The 18,723-nt window shown below is 58.2% G+C and carries 18 protein-coding genes and 2 pseudogenes; 6 read left to right on the top strand and 14 right to left on the bottom strand.

What is annotated here, in order from left to right; all coding sequences use genetic code 11:
• Window positions 1-27: 27 nt before the first annotated feature.
• Window positions 28-471, top strand: a complete 444-nt coding sequence (locus ACTG2B_RS03660) for a PACE efflux transporter (RefSeq protein ID WP_439995218.1) — start codon at window positions 28-30, stop codon at window positions 469-471.
• Window positions 472-598: 127 nt separating this feature from the next.
• On the opposite strand, the gene hupA is transcribed toward ACTG2B_RS03660, so the two are convergent.
• Window positions 599-871, bottom strand: a complete 273-nt coding sequence (hupA, locus tag ACTG2B_RS03655; protein WP_005340484.1) for a nucleoid-associated protein HU-alpha — start codon at window positions 869-871, stop codon at window positions 599-601.
• 337 nt (window positions 872-1,208) lie between these two features.
• On the opposite strand from hupA, the gene ACTG2B_RS03650 reads away from it, so the two are divergent.
• Together ACTG2B_RS03650 and ACTG2B_RS03645 are read left to right on the top strand one after the other, a co-directional pair.
• Window positions 1,209-1,691 carry an Rsd/AlgQ family anti-sigma factor gene (locus ACTG2B_RS03650; protein ID WP_005348975.1) on the top strand — a complete coding sequence of 161 codons (483 nt, stop codon included), beginning with the start codon at window positions 1,209-1,211 and terminating at the stop codon, window positions 1,689-1,691.
• A gap of 100 nt (window positions 1,692-1,791) precedes the next feature.
• Window positions 1,792-2,172: a PilZ domain-containing protein gene (locus ACTG2B_RS03645; protein ID WP_005340482.1), complete on the top strand. Its 381-nt coding sequence runs from the start codon at window positions 1,792-1,794 to the stop codon at window positions 2,170-2,172.
• An 81-nt stretch (window positions 2,173-2,253) separates the two neighbouring features.
• Here ACTG2B_RS03645 and radA read toward each other — a convergent pair whose 3' ends face one another.
• Window positions 2,254-3,621 carry a DNA repair protein RadA gene (gene radA / locus ACTG2B_RS03640; protein ID WP_005340481.1) on the bottom strand — a complete coding sequence of 456 codons (1,368 nt, stop codon included), beginning with the start codon at window positions 3,619-3,621 and terminating at the stop codon, window positions 2,254-2,256.
• Between the two features lie 100 nt (window positions 3,622-3,721).
• Here radA and ACTG2B_RS03635 point away from each other — a divergent pair, with 100 nt between their 5' ends.
• On the top strand, window positions 3,722-6,100 hold the full coding sequence (locus tag ACTG2B_RS03635) for a PilZ domain-containing protein (RefSeq protein WP_150390253.1): 2,379 nt from the start codon (window positions 3,722-3,724) through the stop codon (window positions 6,098-6,100).
• 55 nt (window positions 6,101-6,155) lie between these two features.
• Here the strand turns inward: ACTG2B_RS03635 and ACTG2B_RS03630 are convergent, their stop codons facing one another.
• Together ACTG2B_RS03630 and serB are read right to left on the bottom strand one after the other, a co-directional pair.
• Window positions 6,156-7,061, bottom strand: a complete 906-nt coding sequence (locus tag ACTG2B_RS03630) for an alpha/beta hydrolase family protein (protein ID WP_429201476.1) — start codon at window positions 7,059-7,061, stop codon at window positions 6,156-6,158.
• A 28-nt stretch (window positions 7,062-7,089) separates the two neighbouring features.
• A complete protein-coding gene (serB, locus tag ACTG2B_RS03625; protein WP_429201474.1) occupies window positions 7,090-8,100 on the bottom strand; it encodes a phosphoserine phosphatase SerB in 1,011 nt (336 codons plus the stop codon).
• A gap of 120 nt (window positions 8,101-8,220) precedes the next feature.
• On the opposite strand from serB, the gene ACTG2B_RS03620 reads away from it, so the two are divergent.
• A complete protein-coding gene (locus tag ACTG2B_RS03620; protein WP_335854016.1) occupies window positions 8,221-8,841 on the top strand; it encodes a YtjB family periplasmic protein in 621 nt (206 codons plus the stop codon).
• A gap of 67 nt (window positions 8,842-8,908) precedes the next feature.
• Here ACTG2B_RS03620 and deoD read toward each other — a convergent pair.
• The 7 genes and pseudogenes from deoD to ACTG2B_RS03585 form a co-directional block, all read right to left on the bottom strand.
• Window positions 8,909-9,698: pseudogene (gene deoD / locus ACTG2B_RS03615) on the bottom strand (purine-nucleoside phosphorylase).
• A 75-nt stretch (window positions 9,699-9,773) separates the two neighbouring features.
• Entirely contained in the window at window positions 9,774-10,982 is a 1,209-nt protein-coding gene (locus ACTG2B_RS03610; RefSeq protein WP_005341326.1) for a phosphopentomutase, read from the bottom strand.
• A 14-nt stretch (window positions 10,983-10,996) separates the two neighbouring features.
• Window positions 10,997-12,328 (bottom strand): thymidine phosphorylase, encoded by a 1,332-nt coding sequence (deoA, locus tag ACTG2B_RS03605; protein ID WP_439995217.1) that lies wholly within the window; start codon window positions 12,326-12,328, stop codon window positions 10,997-10,999.
• Window positions 12,329-12,437: 109 nt separating this feature from the next.
• Window positions 12,438-13,211, bottom strand: coding sequence for a deoxyribose-phosphate aldolase (deoC, locus tag ACTG2B_RS03600; protein WP_005340468.1), 774 nt, complete (start codon window positions 13,209-13,211; stop codon window positions 12,438-12,440).
• A gap of 424 nt (window positions 13,212-13,635) precedes the next feature.
• Window positions 13,636-13,806: a XapX domain-containing protein gene (locus ACTG2B_RS03595; protein ID WP_005340467.1), complete on the bottom strand. Its 171-nt coding sequence runs from the start codon at window positions 13,804-13,806 to the stop codon at window positions 13,636-13,638.
• Between the two features lie 125 nt (window positions 13,807-13,931).
• A complete protein-coding gene (locus ACTG2B_RS03590) occupies window positions 13,932-15,206 on the bottom strand; it encodes a NupC/NupG family nucleoside CNT transporter (RefSeq protein ID WP_005340466.1) in 1,275 nt (424 codons plus the stop codon).
• A 222-nt stretch (window positions 15,207-15,428) separates the two neighbouring features.
• On the bottom strand, window positions 15,429-16,202 hold the full coding sequence (locus tag ACTG2B_RS03585; RefSeq protein ID WP_439995216.1) for a TatD family hydrolase: 774 nt from the start codon (window positions 16,200-16,202) through the stop codon (window positions 15,429-15,431).
• A 41-nt stretch (window positions 16,203-16,243) separates the two neighbouring features.
• On the opposite strand from ACTG2B_RS03585, the gene ACTG2B_RS03580 reads away from it, so the two are divergent.
• Window positions 16,244-16,876: a type II secretion system protein gene (locus ACTG2B_RS03580; RefSeq protein WP_439995215.1), complete on the top strand. Its 633-nt coding sequence runs from the start codon at window positions 16,244-16,246 to the stop codon at window positions 16,874-16,876.
• A gap of 325 nt (window positions 16,877-17,201) precedes the next feature.
• Here ACTG2B_RS03580 and luxS read toward each other — a convergent pair whose 3' ends face one another.
• The 3 genes and pseudogenes from luxS to glnB form a co-directional block, all read right to left on the bottom strand.
• Window positions 17,202-17,711, bottom strand: coding sequence for an S-ribosylhomocysteine lyase (gene luxS, locus ACTG2B_RS03575; RefSeq protein WP_005340462.1), 510 nt, complete (start codon window positions 17,709-17,711; stop codon window positions 17,202-17,204).
• A gap of 113 nt (window positions 17,712-17,824) precedes the next feature.
• Window positions 17,825-18,322 (bottom strand): annotated as a pseudogene (locus ACTG2B_RS03570) (transglycosylase SLT domain-containing protein); the annotation flags it as partial.
• A 61-nt stretch (window positions 18,323-18,383) separates the two neighbouring features.
• Window positions 18,384-18,722, bottom strand: coding sequence for a nitrogen regulatory protein P-II (gene glnB, locus ACTG2B_RS03565; protein ID WP_005308848.1), 339 nt, complete (start codon window positions 18,720-18,722; stop codon window positions 18,384-18,386).
• Window position 18,723 lies beyond the last annotated feature (1 nt).

Genomic DNA, 18,723 nt, shown 5'->3' with positions numbered 1-18,723 from the left:
GCGCCTCCCACAGGAGGCACATCACCCATGAGTAGTACCCAACTACGCACCACCCCGGATCGACTTCGTTATCTGGTTCTCTACGAAGGCATAGGGCTGGCACTGGTCGCACCGCTGATCAGCCAGCTGTTCGGTCAGGGCGTCGCCGAGGTCGGTTCACTGGCCATCTTCTTCTCCATCGTCGCCACCGCCTGGACCTATGGCTGGAACCTGTTGTTCGACAAGGGGTTGCTCAAACTTTTCGGGCGCACCAACAAGCGACCACTGGACCGCTTCCTGCATGCGTTTGGCTATGAGGCGAGCTTTATGATGCTCTCCCTCCCTTGCGTCATCTTCTGGCTCGATTTGGGAGTGTGGGACGCCCTGATGCTGGATCTCGGCTTCGTCGCCTTCTACCTCGTCTACATCATGGTCTTTACCTGGGCCTATGAGCGGATCTGGCCGCTGCCATCCAACCCGCAAACGGCATAAGGCCTCAGCCGCAACGAGGCTGACAGAAGGAAAAGTCAGGAAGGACTAATAGGAAGGATGGGAGAATCCCATAAAAACAATGCCAGTCAGCAAGCTGACTGGCATTGGACAAAACAGACTTTCGGACTTACTTGACGGCGTCTTTCAGAGCCTTGCCAGCCACGAATGAAGGCACGTTGGCAGCAGCAATCTGGATCTCTTTACCAGTTTGCGGGTTACGACCGGTGCGGCCTGCGCGGTGGGTGACCTTGAAGGTGCCAAAACCGACCAGTTGCACAGCATCGCCTTCTTTCAAGCTCTGGGTAATACCATTGATGATCTCTTCCAGAGCCACTTTGGCCTGAGCTTTGCTCAGATCTGCTTTGGCGGCAATCGCATCGACAAGTTGAGCTTTGTTCATAACATTTCCTTTATGATCGGGCATTTAGCGCTGGGTCACTCTATGCAAAAAAAAACGCACAGGCAAAGCCTTTATCGAGCCGAACGCGTCAAACGCTGGGGTTTTCATCAAGATCTGCGGAAATAGTCACATTCCACACGCGAAAAACCGTGAGCAGGCCTGAAACCTGCTAGCACGCAGACACAATCCGCTGACTATTTCTTCGCCACTTAACATTATCCCCCCATGGCTATTGACGCTTGCCCAGATTTTCCCTAGTTATAGGTTGTGTCACTGCTCAAACGGCTCGGAATACCGAACAATCGGCCGGCCTTTGCCCCACGGAGGGATAGGGATTATGTTGACGAAACTGGAACAGACCAAGCAGGCGCTGGCAGGCAAGCATAAGGCTATCGACGACTGGCTGGATGCAAGGCAAGCGTTGCTGGTCGGATACATGCAGCTGGCAGGCCTCACTCCGGCGCGGACCAAGCAACGCAGCCTGCCCAAAACAGAAGAGCTGCATCAGTTTTGCGACCGGCTGGTCGACTATGTCAGTGCAGGCCATTTCGAGATCTACCACCACGTCGTCACCGCCTTCGAGCAAGCCAGCGGCGAAACACTGGAGCTGGCCAAGCGCATCTATCCCCATATTCGTAACAGCACTGAATTCGCCCTCGAGTTCAACGACAAATACAGTGATGCCGACGAGGCCCAATTGCTGCTACTGGATGATGATCTCAATGAGTTGGGTCCGGTTCTGGAAGAGCGGTTCAAACAGGAAGATCGCCTGGTCAAGGCGCTTCATGTGGTGGAATCCTTGAGTACCCAGCAAGCCTGAATGCCATTTTCGGAGCAAGTTCAAGATACTGGCAACCAAGGTGGATTACACTCAGAGCAATGACCCTAGCGTCCACACTTATTGCATACAGGAGATGAGCATGTCTGAGCGCCGCCGTTTTGCACGGATCCTCTACTTGACCATGGCAGAACTCACCCAGGGGGAACAGAAGTGGCAGACCCAGCTTGTCGACGTCTCCTTGCAGGGGGCCCTGCTGATCCGCCCCGACGACTGGGAGAGCCGTGACAACAAGGAGTACCAGCTCAGCTTTATCCTGAGCGGTAGCGATATCGAGATCAAAATGCAGGTCGAGCTGACCCACGAAGCCAGCAAGAAGCTGGGTTTCTACTGCCACCACATCGATATCGACAGTGCCACCCATCTCAAGCGGATGATCGAGCTTAACGTCGGCGACGAAGAGCTGCTCCACCGCGAGCTGGAACAACTGCTGAGCGAGCATCTGGAACACAGCCAGCCCTGATGGCAGGTTCCAGCCCATAAAAAAGAGCGCCAAGGCGCTCTTTTTTCGTTGTGCTGTTGTCTTGACTGGAATGCAGGAGAATTACAGTGCCTCGAGCGCCTCGGACAGCTTCTTGACCGGTACCACTTCCATCCCTTCGATGGGGTGCTTGGGGGCATTGGCGTGCGGCACGATGGCACGGCGGAAACCGTGCTTGGCCGCCTCCTGCAACCGCTCCTGACCGGACGGCACCGGGCGAATTTCACCGGAAAGACCCACTTCACCGAACACCACCAGATCCTTGGGCAGCGCCTGGTCCCGGAAGCTGGAGACCATCGCCAGCAGCAGCGCCAGATCCGCGCTGGTCTCCTCGACCTTGACCCCGCCGACCACGTTGATGAAGACATCCTGATCCGCCATCTGCAGCCCGCCGTGACGGTGCAGCACCGCCAGCAACATGGCGAGCCGGTTGTGATCCATCCCCACCGCCACCCTGCGCGGGTTGGAGAGCTGGGAGTAGTCCACCAGCGCCTGCAACTCCACCAGCAGCGGCCGGGTGCCCTCCCAGATCACCATGACGATGGAACCGGGCGCCTGCTCCTGCCCCCGGCTGAGGAAGATGGCGGAGGGGTTGCTCACCTCGCGCATCCCCTGTTCGGTCATGGCAAAAACCCCCAGCTCGTTGACCGCACCGAAGCGGTTCTTGTGGGAGCGCAGAGTCCGAAAACGGGAGTCATGACCGCCATCGAGCAGCACAGAGCAGTCGATGCAGTGCTCCAGCACCTTGGGGCCCGCCAGACTGCCATCCTTGGTCACATGGCCCACCATAAAGATGGCCACATGGTTCTGTTTGGCATAGCGGGTCAGCAGCGCTGCCGCTTCGCGCACCTGTGAGACAGAACCGGGGGACGATTGCACATCAGCCACATGCATCACCTGAATGGAGTCAATCACCATGATCTGCGGCTGCTCCTGCTGGGCAATCAGGCAGATCTGCTCGACGCTGGTCTCGGAAAGCATCCGCAGCTTGTCGGTGGGTAGCCCAAGGCGGTTGGCCCGCATCGCCACCTGCTGCAGCGACTCCTCACCAGTGACATAGAGGGTTTTCATCCGTTCAGCGAGACCACACATGGTTTGCAGCAGCAAGGTCGACTTGCCCGCCCCCGGGTTGCCGCCGATCAGAATGGCCGAGCCGGGCACCACACCGCCACCAAGTACCCGATCCAGCTCCTTGAAACCTGAGGTAAAACGGGGAATTTCGGTGGTGGCGATCTCTGCCAGTGTCTGCACCTGACTGCCGACCGCGCCGGCATAACCGGTGTAACGGGCACTCTTGCCAGCGGGGCTCACCGAACCGAGGCGCACCTCGGTAATGGTATTCCACTCCTTGCACTCGCTGCATTGACCTTGCCAGCGTGTGAAGTCGGCACCACATTCGGAACAAACATAAGCAGTTTTATTTTTGGCCATTGATAACTCGGGGACAGGATGAATTCCTGCTTGATATACTTGTTTGCGACCGACAGATCAAACCCAGAATCGGAAAAGTGACTTTCCGTGGCAGGAACAAATGGATTCAGAACACCAGCAACATCTGATTGAACAACTCGTCCCCTTGCTGCGGGAGAAAGATTTCGAGGAGATCTTCAACCGCATGACCCAGGAGGAAAACAGCAACAGCCGTTTTCTGATCAAGATGGAGCTCAAGCGCAAGTGCTCCCCCTGCCGCAGGGTCATCGACATGCGCGATGAGCTTGAGGATGAGTGCCTGGTGCATGAATTCGACGGCATCACTCACTTCATGCCCGCCGATGCGATAGCCCTGTTCCAGTCCCAGTGCTATCTCTACCGCGATATCTATACCCTCGGTGTCTACGAGGCGCTGCAACAGTGGCAAAAACAGCACCACAACGCCCGCGTGGATGGTCAGCTGTCTCCACCGGCCAGCCCCTTCCGGCAATATGATGTCAACACCATTGCCTTTGCCAGCTACTACGGCCGCCGTCAGGAGCGGATGCACTTCAGCTCGCCGGTGCTGATCAAGTTTCAGGATGGTGAGAAGCTGTTCGCCAAGAGTTCAGATCTCTCGCTGGGTGGCATGCGGGTCTCGGTTCCCTATCTGCCGAACTATCACACCGGCGCTCAGGTGGAGGTCTTCTTTACCGGACTGGAGCGGGACACCCCCAATCCGGTGCTGCACCAGCCGGTCGGCTATCAGATCCTCGGCGAAGAGAGCAAAGAGGGGAAATACTGGCTGCGACTGGTGCGCTCCGGCGAACAGCCAGCCTTTGATGCCTTCCTCAGCGACTTTATCGATGCCAACAAGATCCGCTATCGGGTCAGTGTCGACTATCTGCTCTCCGCCGCCATCATCAAGGGGTATGAGCAGTTCTATCTGCCACGGATGACCGGTATGCCGCTCTTCTTCGGCACCGGCGACAGCCCCAATCTCGAGATAGCCCTGCGTACGGAAAACAACCAGCACCTGCTGGAGTATTGGCGCGATGAGAAAAACCGCGATGCCCTCGCGGGGCTTTTCAGCGCAGAGCGGATGAAACGGCTCTGCCCGGCCCCCGGCACCACCACCGAGACCATCATCTACTGCTTTACCCACACGGTGCGCAGCCACATCTACTTCTTCTCCGCCACCGCCGAGGAGCTGCGCCAGAGTGGCCTCACCGCCCTCTTCTTCCAGGTGGGCTCACGCCGGCCCAGCTGGCGTGTCTACAAGTTCACGCTGGAGGCATGCGATCTGGTCGAAGCGGATGTGGGGCAACTGCAGGGGCAGGACAATCCGCAGTTACAAGACATCCTGCTGCTCGAGCGGCTCAAGCAGATCGGCTATTGCGGCCTGCTGCAGGAGATCGGCCAGGAGTCCCAGCGAGAAGAGTTCCATCAGGAAGGGGTCAGCAACAACGCCAACGAGCTGCAGCGCTTTGGTCACGAACAGGGGGTTGCCCCGTTCGAGATCGAGACCCTGCACTATGTTCAGCTTCGTAAGGAGTCGCGCTACATCCACAAGACCGCGGTCGCCATCCATCACAACGGCAAATCCTGGATCGGCTGGACCCGCGACATCTCGACTCACGGCCTGCAAATCGAGCTGGAAGATGCCTTTATCGGCGAGAAAAACGATGTGGTGACCATCGCCCTGCCCCGCTTGCAGGAGCTTTCCAAAAGCATGGATCTGCAGCGCCTCTCCTACCGGCTGGTCAGCCTCAACATGACCCGTACCGTGCTGCACCTCTGCATCGAAGGGGATTCGGATCGCCATACCGGCCGCCAGTTCTTCAGCCTGCTGATCGAGAGCAACCAGAACAAGCTCAAGGCGGCGCAGGAGCAGCGCCGCTATCGCGGGCTGGCGCGGGCCCTGCGCAACATCTATACCCACCACCTGTTCAACTCGCCGGTCTACGTCAACAAGCTGAAAGGCGCGCCCAAACCGGCCTCCATCGGCAAGTCTCTGCAACCGCGCAGTCTGCAGCGGCTGCTGCAAGCCTGTGCCGAGCTGCCGGAGCAGGAGAACCTCTACCCGCTGTTTCAGGGGGAGTTGCTCAAGGAGCTGCTGATGAACCCGCTGCGCGCCATCGAGCGGGAGGACAAACCGAGAGAGGACGAGGTCTATATCGCCAGCATCCAGACCAAGGCCGGCCTGCCCATCTTCAGCAGCCGACTGGCCAGCAGCTTTGCCAACGTCAAAGAGAAGCGTCAGTTCATCGAGCTGGCGCAGCAACAGGGGGAGTTCTACTCGGTGCTGGTCGGCATCTCCCGTACCGGACGGCCCGACACCAACTTCATCGCCAACGAGCTGGACTACATCGCCAAGTTCGCCATCCACAAGGCGCGCAAGCTGGAAGAAGAGCTGTGGAGCGTGGTGGGGGTGGGCGAACTGACCGATACCACCCAGGCCACCCTGTTCCGCTTTGGCATCACGCCGCCGCTGAACTGAAGATCCCAGAACATACAGAAATGAAACAGGGCGCTCAATGCGCCCTGTTTTTTTGTCATGCTGCCTGCGGGTTGATCAGCCAGTCGAGGATCTGGGGAAAGTGATCCTCCTGGGCCTGCGGGGCGGTCAGCATATTGATGTGGTCATAATCGAGGCGGTTGCCGTTATCCCGCCCCAATCGGGTGTGACGCGTGGCCGACCCTATCTCGTCGCTGAAACGGCGCACATCGGTCGGGTGACCCAGCACCTTGTCCGCTTTGGCCGAAATCATCCAGAGCGGTGGCCAGTTGACCCGTGCCGCCGCCTCGTCATAGGCAAAACCGTCGTGAGGATCCTGCCAGGGGCCGCACTTGACCCAGGGGATGGTCTCCTGCAGATAGCGCAGCGGCTCGTCGTCAGCACCGATCTTCAGAGTGCGAGCAGCCAGAAAACCACGGCGGCGGGCCAGCCAAGGGGCCAGCCGATTCCAGATCAGATCCACCTTCAGCCAGCGCTCGGGATTGTGCACCGACACACCGCGCTTGGTGCCAAAAAACAGCAGGCTGGCCACCTGTTCCGCCAGCTCGGGGAAGCGCACCAGGGTCGATGCCATGATGACACCGCCCCAGGAATGGGCCACCCAGTGCACCTTGAAGCCATGATGGCGCTCGGCAATCCAGCGCTGCAGGGCGGGCAGATCCTCGGTGATCAGCTCATGCTGACCGTGCTCTGCCTGCTCGGCGATGGCAGGAGTGCTGAGCCCCCGCCCCCGCAAATCAGCCACATAGACCTGATAGCCGTGGCGGGCCAGAAAGCAGGCCAGCCCCTTGCCCGATTCGGTATAGAAAATCCGCCCATTCTCGATGGCGCCGTGCACCATCAGGATCGGCTCTCCATGCACGGCGACCCGGGGTTTGATGTGGCGAACATGCAATTGATGGCCACCACAGGGGATAAACAGAGACTGCTGCAACAATTCCATTTTTATTGGTTTCCTCCTTGAAACACTGTCAGCGCTTGTCCCAACGTTGCTCGCTGCAGGCCCGCGCCGCTAGCAGGCAGATCACCCCCTCCAGATCGTGATGATTGAGGGTGGCCGCCGCCTGCGCCCGCACCAGCGGCTTGGCGTGAATGGCGATGCCAAGGCCCGCGATCCCCATCATTTTGAGATCGTTGGCACCATCGCCGATGGCCACGGTCTGGGCGGCAGCAATGCCGTACTCCTGAGCAAGCTGCTGCAACACCTCGGCCTTGACGCTGGCATCAACAATGCGCCCGCTCACCTTGCCGCTCAGTTGCTCCCCTTCCACCGCCAGCTCGTTGGCGAAGATGGCGTCGAGCCCCAGATCGCGCTGCAACTGGCCAGCAAAACGGGTAAAACCGCCGGAGGCGATAGCAACACGCCACCCCGCCTGTTTGAGGGTATCGACCATCAGCTGCAAGCCCGGCATCCAAGGCATCCATGCCGCCACCTCGTCGAGAATGGTGACCGGCGCGCCTGCCAGAAGGGCCACCCGATTGCGCAGGCTGTCGGAAAACTCCAGCTTGCCCTGCATCGCCGCGGCCGTCACTGCCGCCACCTGCTCGCCAACCCCGGCAAGCCGAGCAATCTCGTCGATGCACTCGATGCGGATCGCGGTGGAGTCCATATCCATCACCAGCAGGCCGGGCTCCTTCAGGGTAGGTAACGCGGGCAGATGGCAGAGATCGATCTCCCACTCACCTCTCTTGAGCTCGGCCACCAGCTCGGAAGAGAAGCGATCGCAGCCAAGCAGCAGCAACGGCACGCCCGCCACCTCGGTGGGAGGATAGAGGGTGGCCGCCAACCCCTGTGCAGCCAACAAAGGTGACAGACACGCCAGATGGGATGCGCCCAGCCCCTTGCCAAACAGCACCAACCAGCCGCCAGCCTGCGGAGTCTCTGTCGGTTGCAACGCATCTGCGTGGAGCTGCCAACAGGGTGAGCCGGACAACAACGCGGGCCAATCGGATAACAGAGGGGGGAGCCGGGACAACAACATAAGGGATACGCCTTCCTTGGTGATCAGGGGGTTAACAATGCTGGCCCAGAGTAGCGTATTGCTTTTTGTACAGGCAAGCGCCAAGATCCCGCCACTCCTTGTTACCATGAGGTCTCACGCTTGCAGCGTCATCTTCCCATCAAACGTGTTCTCAGCCTGGGTGCCGGTATCCTGCTCGGATGCTGGGTGCTCGGTGTGCTTATTCATATGCAGGGTGAAAGCCAGGCCTCGCTGCACAGCGAAGCGCGCAACCGGGCGCAGGCGCTGGTCGCCTATGCCTCCCGAGACATGAAGCGCTGGATCAAGGAGGAGAAGAGCAGCGAGCTGGAGCGGCTGGCGCGGGATCTGGCGGCGGAGCCGGAGATCCTCGATGCCACCCTCTACGACGGACGCGGCATTCCCCTCGCCCAATCGGAGCAGGCGGTGCCGCTGGAGAGCCTGCTGCCCATCGGCAGCGATAACAAGTCGCTGCCGGAGCAGGGCAAGGGGCGGATCCAGTTCGTGCAGGAGATCCGAGATGGCGAGCAGACCATCGGCTTCCTGCGCATCACCCTAGAAGAACAGCAGATGCTGGCAGACAAGGACACCCGGCTCAAGGTGGTGCAGGAGAAACAGCGCCTGATGCTGCTGGTCGCCCTGCTGGCCGGGGTGCTCATCTCCTACGGCGTACGCCGCAACTACATGCGGGTGCGCAAGCACAAGAAAAAGAGTACGCCCCTCTCGCCACCTCCGGAAAATTGATGGCGCAACCAGAGAGCAGATACAAAAACGGCGGCCAGAAGGCCGCCGTTTCTTATTCGCAAGGGAATTACTTGTCGCCCAGCAGGACGGAATCCAGTGCGATTTCGATCATGTCGTTGAAGGTCAGCTGACGCTCTTCAGAGGTGGTCTGCTCACCGGTACGGATATGGTCGGAGACGGTGCAGATGGTCAGCGCCTTGGCACCGTACTCTGCGGCCACGCCGTAGATACCGGCGGCTTCCATCTCGACACCCAGGATGCCGTATTTTTCCATGACATCGAACATGGAGGGGTCCGGGGTGTAGAACAGGTCGGCGGAGAAGATGTTACCGACGCGTATTTTTCCATGACATCGAACATGGAGGGGTCCGGGGTGTAAACAGGTCGGCGGAGAAGATGTTACCGACGCGCACGGCAACGCCCTTGTTCTTGGCGGCCTGCACGGCATTGGCAACCAGGTCGAAGTCAGCGATGGCAGCGAAGTCGTGATCCTTGAAGCGCAGACGGTTTACTTTGGAGTCGGTGCAGGCACCCATACCGATCACCACGTCACGCAGTTTCACGTCTTCACGCACAGCGCCACAGGAGCCCACGCGGATCAGGGTCTTCACACCGTAATCGGTGATCAGCTCTTTTGCGTAGATGGAGCAGGACGGGATACCCATGCCGTGACCCATCACGGAGATACGACGGCCCTTGTAGGTACCGGTGAAACCGAACATGTTGCGCACGTCGCAGATCTGCTCGACGTTCTCCAGGAAAGTTTCAGCGATGTACTTGGCGCGCAGGGGGTCGCCCGGCATCAGCACGGTATCAGCAAAGGCGCCATCTTTCGCATTGATATGAGGAGTTGCCATTCTCTTGATTCCTTCACACTAGGTTGAGTTTTATTGTTTTATAATTGCCCGCCGCCGAAGTGGCGGGCGGGTAAATTACAGGAAGCTGGTACCGTATGCCAGTTTCGGCAGACCGTGGTAAGCCGCGATGCTCTGGCCGATATCGGCAAAGGTCTCGCGACGACCAACGGAGCCGGCCTTGACCGGCTTGCCGAAGAACAGCACCGGAATGTATTCGCGGGTGTGGTCGGTGCCACCCCAGGTCGGGTCACAGCCGTGATCGGCAGTCAGCACCACCACGTCGCCATCTTGCAGCAGCTCAAACAGCTCCGGCAGGCGGGAGTCGAAATACTCCAGCGCACCGGCATAACCGGCAACATCACGGCGGTGGCCGTAGGAGGAGTCGAAGTCCACAAAGTTGGTGAAGACGATGGTGTTGTCACCGGCCGCTTTCACCTCTTCCAGCGTGCGATCCCACAGCTCGGTCAGACCGGTCCCTTTCACCTGCTTGGTGATGCCCTGCTGGGCATAGATGTCGGCAATCTTGCCGATGGAGACCACCTGACCACCCGCATCTTTCATGTAATCCAGCACAGTCGGCGCCGGCGGCAGCACTGAGTAGTCGTGACGGTTGCCGGTACGCTTGAAGTTGCCCTTGCCACTGCCCACGAACGGACGCGCAATCACGCGGCCGATATTGTAGGGCTCCAGCAGCTCGCGCACGATGTGGCACAGCTCATAGAGCTTCTCGAGGCCGTAAGTCTCTTCGTGGCAGGCAATCTGGAACACGGAGTCGGCAGAGGTGTAGAGGATCGGCTTGCCGGTCTTCATGTGCTCTTCGCCCAGATCGTCCAGCACCTGGGTACCGGAGGCGTGGCAGTTGCCGAGATAACCCGGCAGACCGGCCTTCTCGACGATGGCGTCCAGCAGCTCCTGCGGAAAGCTGTTGTGGTGATCCTTGAAGTAGCCCCACTCGAACAGCACGGGCACACCGGCGATCTCCCAGTGACCGGACGGGGTGTCCTTGCCGGAGGAGAGCTCCTGCGCAAAGCCGTAGGCACCGACCACCTCGATATCTTTTTTCAGCCCTTCCGGGAAGTAGCCGGAGGCCTGCTCGCAGGCGTGGCCCAGACCCAGCTTGTTGAGGTTGGGCAGATTGAGGGCGCCACGGCCTTCAATTTCACCTGCCGCACACGCCTTGGCGATATGGCCAAGGGTGTTGGCGCCCACATCTCCGAACTTGTCGGCGTCGGCAGCAGCGCCAATACCGAAAGAGTCCATCATCAGAATAAAGGTACGTTTCATGGGTCTTCCCCTTGTTACAAATCGGCCAGGGTGATACGGCGGTACACTTCAGGCAGTGCCTCCGGCCGCTCGCCACCAATCCGGACAGCCGCCTGCACCATGCTGGCAGCCTGAGCATATTGCTCTTCAGTCTGAGCGTGGATCATCGCGATCGGCTTGTCAGCATCAACGCTTTGACCCAGGCGGATAAAGTCGGTCAGACCGACCGCATAATCAAGTTTGTCACCGGCAGCGCGGCGACCACCGCCCATGGCGACCACGGCCAGACCCAGTTCGCGGGTATCCATGGCGGTTACGAAGCCGGAATGAGCGGCATACACCGGGCGCACGATAGTTGCCTGCGGCAAGTAAGCGTCATAACGCTCCATGAAGTCCGCCGGGCCACCGAGACCAGTCACCATGCGACCGAAGATCTCGGCCGCCTTGCCGTTATCCAGCACCGCCAGCAGCTTGGTGCGGGCATCGCGCTCATCGCTGGCAAGACCGGCGGAGATCAGCATCTCGGCGCACAGCGCCATGGTCACTTCGTGGATCCGCGGGTTGCGATATTCACCGGTCAGGTAGCGCACCGCTTCACGCACTTCCACCGCGTTACCGGCGCTGGAGGCCAGCACCTGGTTCATATCGGTCAAGAGCGCAGAGGTGCGGCAACCGGCACCGTTGGCCACGGCCACAATGCTCTTGGCCAGCTCTTCGGACGCTTCGAAGGTCGGCATAAAGGCGCCGGAGCCCACTTTCACATCCATCACCAGCGCTTCCAGCCCGGAGGCGAGCTTCTTGGAGAGGATGGAGCCGGTGATCATGGCGATGGATTCAACGGTGGCGGTGATGTCCCGTACTGCATAGATACGCTTGTCAGCCGGGGCGAGATCGCCGGTCTGACCGATGATGGCCACGCCCGCCTCTTTCACCACTTTCAGGAAACGGTCGTTGTCGACCGAGGTCTGGTAGCCGGGAATGGCGTCCAGCTTGTCGAGGGTACCGCCGGTGTGGCCCAGGCCACGGCCGGAGATCATCGGCACGAAACCGCCGCAGGCGGCCACCATCGGGCCAAGCATCAGAGAGACCACATCACCCACACCGCCGGTGGAGTGCTTGTCGACAATCGGACCACCCAGATTGAGGTGATCCCAAGTCAATACCATGCCGGAGTCGCGCATGGCGCAGGTCAGGGCAACCCGCTCATCCATGGTCATGTCTTTGAAGTAGACCGCCATCGCCAGCGCGGCGATCTGCCCCTCACCGATGGTATTGTTGGTAATGCCCTGAACGAAGAATTGAATTTCTTGGGTACTGAGCGCTTCACCGTTGCGCTTCTTGCGAATAATTTCTTGAGGCAAAAACATCTTTCATTCCCTCCGCCATTGCTGGCGTTACACAAGCCTGAATCCTTGCCCGCACACCGCATGGTGGGGGCTAACAGGGCGGACAGCCGTCCGCCCTCTCATCAACCTATTAGTAACCGCTGGTGTTGGCCGGCTTGTCGCCATGCCCCAAAGTGGCCAGCAGACTGGCCAGCAGGCTGGATGCACCAAAGCGGAAGGTACGGGCGGATACCCAGTCGTTGCCGAGGATCTCTTCGGCCATGGCCAGGTACTGACCCGCCACGGCGGCATCTTTCACGCCACCAGCAGGCTTGAAGCCGACTTTCGGATTCTTGGCCTTGATCACTTCCATCATGATGCGTGCCGCTTCCGGGGTCGCATTGACCGGCACCTTGCCGGTGGAGGTCTTGATGAAGTCGGCACCGGCATCGATACAGATTTCGGAAGCGCGACGGATCAGCGCCTCTTCTTTCAGCTCGCCGGTTTCGATGATCACTTTCAGCAGCACGTTGGCACCGCAGGCCTCTTTACAGGCTTTGACCAGATCAAAACCGATCTGTTCATTACCGGCCATGAAGGCGCGGTACGGGAACACCACGTCCACTTCGTCAGCACCGTAGGCGACGGCGGCACGGGTTTCGGCCACGGCGATCTCGATGTCGTCGTTGCCGTGCGGGAAGTTGGTCACGGTCGCAATGCGTACGTCGGCTGCGCCGATCTCACGCAGAGTTTTGCGAGCGATAGGGATAAAACGGGGGTAGATGCAGACGGCAGCGGTCAGGCCAGCCGGTGACTTGGCCTTATGGCACAGGTCGATCACCTTCTGATCGGTGTCGTCATCGTTCAGGGTGGTCAGGTCCATCAGGTTCAGGGCGCGCTGAGCGGCCACTTTCAGATCAGTCATTCTGTTCTCCAAAGTCTCGATTTAATCCAGATAACCGGGCACCACCATACCATCCAGCGATGGATGCACAGGCAGTAATCCCCAGCTATACGGGAATGGAATTACAGTGCGAAGGCACCGGCACTATCGGGATGCTATTCAAAACACCCTGCAGGCACTGCGACTGTAAATAAGGCAAGAGCCCTGTCACTTTCTTACAAAAGTGCGGACTTGGTTCCATGAAGACTTGAGAAAGGCCGACAACATCTGACCCGACTTCCCAATCAATTCCATTTGACCGCCAACACCCGATTTCATCGAGTATTAGTCATTGCCAGCACCCTGCTGGCAACGCCTATTTCAGCCGAGATACCCCCTGTTTGCAAGCCGGATTTGCCAATTTCAGAGGTACCTCACATCTGGCAAATCCAGGTCTAAAAAAGCCTTACGAAAAGAAACGGGTCAGGATCCAGGAGTAGGCCAATCCCCCCAGATAGACCCCGACGATCCCCATTACCCCGGACAAAACGGGAGGCGCCGGGATCGGCAATTTGAGGAAAGAAAACAACAAACCAACTATAAAGCCGGCCACCATCGCCAGTAGCACTTCATTCATATAACCTCCGATTTGACTCATTTTATTATTAGTTTAGATAGGAAAACGGTTGTCACCGCTCCATACGCGAACGCCACGGCAGATGCCGTGGCGTTCGCGTTTATACCCTGTCAGTCAGGCGGCGATTACATGCCGGACAGTGCCAGGAAGAAGCCTGCGATAGTGGCAGACATCAGGTTGGACAGAGAGCCAGCCAGTACGGCTTTCAGACCAAAGCGTGCAATGGTGCCGCGGCGGTTCGGCGCCATGGACCCCAGACCACCCAGCAGGATGGCAACAGAGGAGAGGTTGGCAAAACCACACAGCGCGAAGGAGATGATCGCCTTGGTGTGATCGGACATGGCCACACCGTTGATCAGCACTTCGTCTTTCAGGTACGGAGCGAAGTTCAGGTAAGCCACGAACTCGTTCACTACCAGCTTCTGACCGATGAAGGAACCGGCAACCACTGCTTCATTCCAGGGCACACCGATCAGGAAGGCCAGCGGGGAGAAGATCCAGCCCAGCAGCAGTTCCAGAGAGAGTTGCGGATAACCGAACCAGCCACCCACACCGGAGAAGATGCCGTTGATCATGGCGATCAGACCGATGAAGGCCAGCAGCATGGCGCCAACGTTCAGGGCCAGTTGCATACCGGCAGAAGCGCCAGCAGCAGCAGCGTCAATGACGTTGGCAGGCTTGTCATCCAGCTCGGCATCGGCAGAGCTTTCGTCGTAGTTCGGGGTCTCTGTCTCGGGAACCAGCAGCTTGGCGAACAGCAGACCACCCGGTGCAGCCATGAAGGAGGCAGCAATCAGGTACTCCATCTTCACGCCCATGGAGGCGTAACCGGCCAGTACGGAACCGGCAACGGAAGCCAGACCACCACACATGACGGCGAACAGCTCGGAGTCAGTCATCTTGGCGATGTAAGGACGAACCACCAGCGGCGCTTCGGTCTGACCGACGAAGATGTTGGCAGTTGCAGAGAGGGATTCGGTGCGGGAAGTACCCAATACTTTCTGCAGACCGCCGCCCAGCAACTTGATGACCATCTGCATGATGCCCAGGTAATAGAGCACTGCAATCAGGGAAGAGAAGAAGATGATGACCGGCAGAACACGGAAGGCAAAGACAAAGCCGCCGCCACCGAACACTTCAAACATCTTGTTGCTGACCAGACCGCCAAACAGGAAGTCGATCCCGTTCTGGCCGTAGCTGATCACGCTGGATACCGCGTCGGACACGCCGACCAGGATATCGCGACCAACCGGAACATAGAGAACAAATGCCCCCAGACCGGCTTGAATTGCGAACGCACCGACAACGGTACGGACGTTGATTGCCTTGCGATTGCTGGAGAACAGCACCGCGATAAGGACGAGCGTCGCCATCCCTACCAGACCCATGAACAAATTCATTATTATCTTCCTCTAGTAGCACCTGGCTTGTTAGCGAGTTGTTATTAAACCCAACTAATCAAGGGGAGCGCATTATACTAATTAAAGTCCGATAAAATAGAATGCTGGTCACATTTTATCGTTATCAAAATGTCCAAGTGTCACAAAATTAGACAGCAAACGATTTTTACGCTCATTTTTTTTCCTGACAACTAAATCAGGTGTTGCAAATTTGTTTCATGGCTATTGGTCGTGATGGAAAATATGCCGGGCAGTTTCAAATAACACCTTGGTAACATCCGCTGATGATTCCTCCCGCAAGGTCATCAATATTTCCGCTATTTTCGGCAGCGCTTCCGGGGTATTCCGGGTGCCTTGCTCACCTTGTAAGGGCATATCGGGCGAATCGGTTTCCAGCACCAGTGCCTCGAGCGGCATGGCCCGAAATACCTCTCGCGTCTTGTTCGCCCGTTCAAAACTGATTACCCCGCCCACCCCGAGTCGAAAGCCCAGTTGCCAGAAGGCCTCCGCCTGCTGCAACGAACCGCTGAAAGCATGGATCACCCCGCCACGTGGCGGCTTGAAGCGGCGCAACAGCTTGGCCACAGTGTCATTGGCGCGCACCGAGTGGATCATCAGGGGAAGCCCGACATCGGCAGCCAGCCGGATCTGAGCCTCAAACAGCGCAAGCTGCCCCTCCTGCGGCACGTGAGAACGGAGGTCCAGCCCGCACTCGCCTATGGCCACCAGCCCGGCAGGCTGGCTCATTACCAGCGTTCGCAGCCGCTCCATCACCCCCTCCCGCTGCTCACCGGCATACCAGGGATGAATGCCCAGACCATAAAAGAGGCCGTCATGCTGATCTGCCAGTGCCATCACACGAGTCCAGTTATCCTCTGCGATGGCAGGAATGATATACTCCGTTACCCCTAATGCCCGACAACGGGCCAGCAGCGCCTCCCTGTCCAGGTCGAACACCGGAAAGTCGAGATGGCAATGGGTATCTATCAGCTGCATATCACTCACACCTGTTTGCGGTATTTAATGGGTCATTGAACATGATGAACAACAGAAACAACGGCTTTACCCTGATTGAACTGGTGCTGGTGATCATAGTGCTGGGGATCCTGGCCGTTACCGCCCTGCCCCGCTTTATCAATATCAAGGATGATGCCCTGAAAAGCACGGTCTCGGCGACCGCTGGCAGCTTTGCCAGTGCAGTTCAGCTGGCTCATGCTGGGTGGGCGGTGAAAGTACAGGGGCAAGCGATCGCGCTCTACAACCTGAGCAGTTTTGGCGTGAAAAATATGGATATCAATATGTATGGCTGGCCTGTTGGTTCTGATGAAGACCAAGGTCAAAAAGGACTGGATGACATGTATATAACAGGCCAGTCCGATTACATATCCGTTAGCAGCGGAGCTGATTGCCGCTTTCTATTTGAAGACATGATGGATAGCGACTATAGCGTAGAAGCGGTAAATTTTGGCCCGGTGATTGATAGTAAAGCGGATTACTTAACAGATGTTGTCTCCACAGGAGCGATTGATGCGAATGGCGAAGAGCATCTTAACTGCCGCTATATCCTGCGCGACTCAATTGGCCGCTTCCAGACCAGCTCGGATTATCGAAATGGCCTTGGCTTCGAGTACAACAGTGTTACCGGTGCCGTGACCCGCAATTTTGATTGAGCTCAGCCTCTTCTGCACAAGCTCGCTCTTTGCTTGAATCATCATCATAACGAACCGGCGTGCAGCAGCGCCGGTTCTCCTGGGTGAGCCCCCACTCCTCGCACCATGCGTCATAACGGGCCAGCCAACGCAGCAATACCCCCTTCATCGTCACACCTCCGCCAACGGATTCGGTTCAAAAACCATCCTAATCAGAGTCGGCAAAGTGAGCAAGCCATCCTCACTATTGCGGTCGGGCGAGATAAAAAAGAGCCGGTCAGCATGGCTGACCGGCTCTTTTAACATTCCCTGAAGAGGTTATCCGATGAGCGACAGCTCATCAGCCTCACAGACTCTTCAGCTTCTCTTCCGGCAGGGCCAGCTCGTCGTTGTGGTTGACGCCGATACCGCGCTCCAGCACATGACGGGCTATGGCGTGCGCCTCTTCCAGCGAGTGCATGCTGTAGGTGCCGCACTGATACTCGTTCAGCTCGGGGATCTTGGCCTGATCCTGCACGGTCAGCACGTCGCTCATGGCTGCCTGCCAGGCTGCGCCAACACGGGCTTCGTCCGGCGCGCCGATCAGGCTCATGTAGAAGCCGGTACGGCAACCCATGGGGGAGATATCGATGATCTCCACGCCGTTGCCGTTCAGGTGATCACGCATAAAACCGGCGAACAGGTGCTCCAGCGTATGGATACCGCGCTCGGAGAGTATCTCCTGGTTAGGCACACAGAAACGCAGGTCAAACACGGTAATGGTGTCCTTGTTCGGGGTCTGCATGGTCTTGGCCACACGCACCGCTGGCGCTTCCATACGGGTGTGGTCAACGGTAAAACTGTCCAATAACGGCATTTCTGACTCCTGATTGGGTTACCAGAACCACCCCCGCGGGAGAGCTGATCCTTGCATTGTCGATACTGGGCGCCGTAGCGCTGGGCGCGAGCTTCCACCTTGCGCGAGGTTTTCATCAACCACCCCTTGCTGCGATAGCTGCCACGCCGATAGCCACCCCACCCTTCGTGATAATTGAGATACTGGCCATAGGCATCCCACTTGGAGGTGCCATTGAGCCGCTGGGCTTTGTTAGTGTACCAACCCATAAAATCGATGGCGTCGGCAAAGTCATCGCGGTCACTCCAGCTGTTGCCGGTTTCCCGCTGGTAATCCGCCCAGGTTTCATCTTTGACCTGAGCATAACCATAAGCCGAACTGGCCCGCCCGGTCGGGATGAAGAGGAAATACTGCATCGGCGGCTGAGCATCATGTACGTACGAGGACTCCTGATACATCATGGCCATCACCACATGGATCGGCGTCCCCCACTTCTCGTTCATCTTGAGCGCGGCCTTGTGCCACTCAGGCTTCTCCCGAAAGATCTGGCACAGATTCTCCGGCTGGGCCGGCGGCAGGGTACTGCAGGCAGTCAGACCGGCCAGCAGGCCGGCCACCGCAACGAGACGCATCCAGGACATCAGCGGGATCGAGTCTCCATTCGTTGGCTCATCACGAGGCACGGCAATCTCATCAGATCGCGTCTTCGTTCTCTTCGCCAGTACGGATACGAATGACACGCTCCACCTCGCAGACGAAGATTTTGCCATCACCAATCTTGCCGGTGCGGGCGGTGTTCTGGATCGCTTCCAGACAGGCATCGAGATCCTCGTCCTGCACCACCAGCTCCACCTTCACTTTAGGCAGGAAGTCGACCATATATTCGGCGCCGCGATAGAGCTCGGTATGGCCCTTCTGGCGGCCGAAGCCTTTGACTTCGGATACGGTCATGCCGTTGATGCCGATCTCGGCCAGGGCCTCGCGCACATCGTCCAGCTTGAACGGTTTGATGATGGCTTCAATCTTCTTCATG

It is taken from the genome of Aeromonas sp. 30P (genome assembly GCF_051919805.1).
Lineage (GTDB): Bacteria > Pseudomonadota > Gammaproteobacteria > Enterobacterales > Aeromonadaceae > Aeromonas > Aeromonas veronii.
Note: the sequence above shows the minus strand (reverse complement) of the source record. Positions and strands in the feature narration are given on the sequence as shown.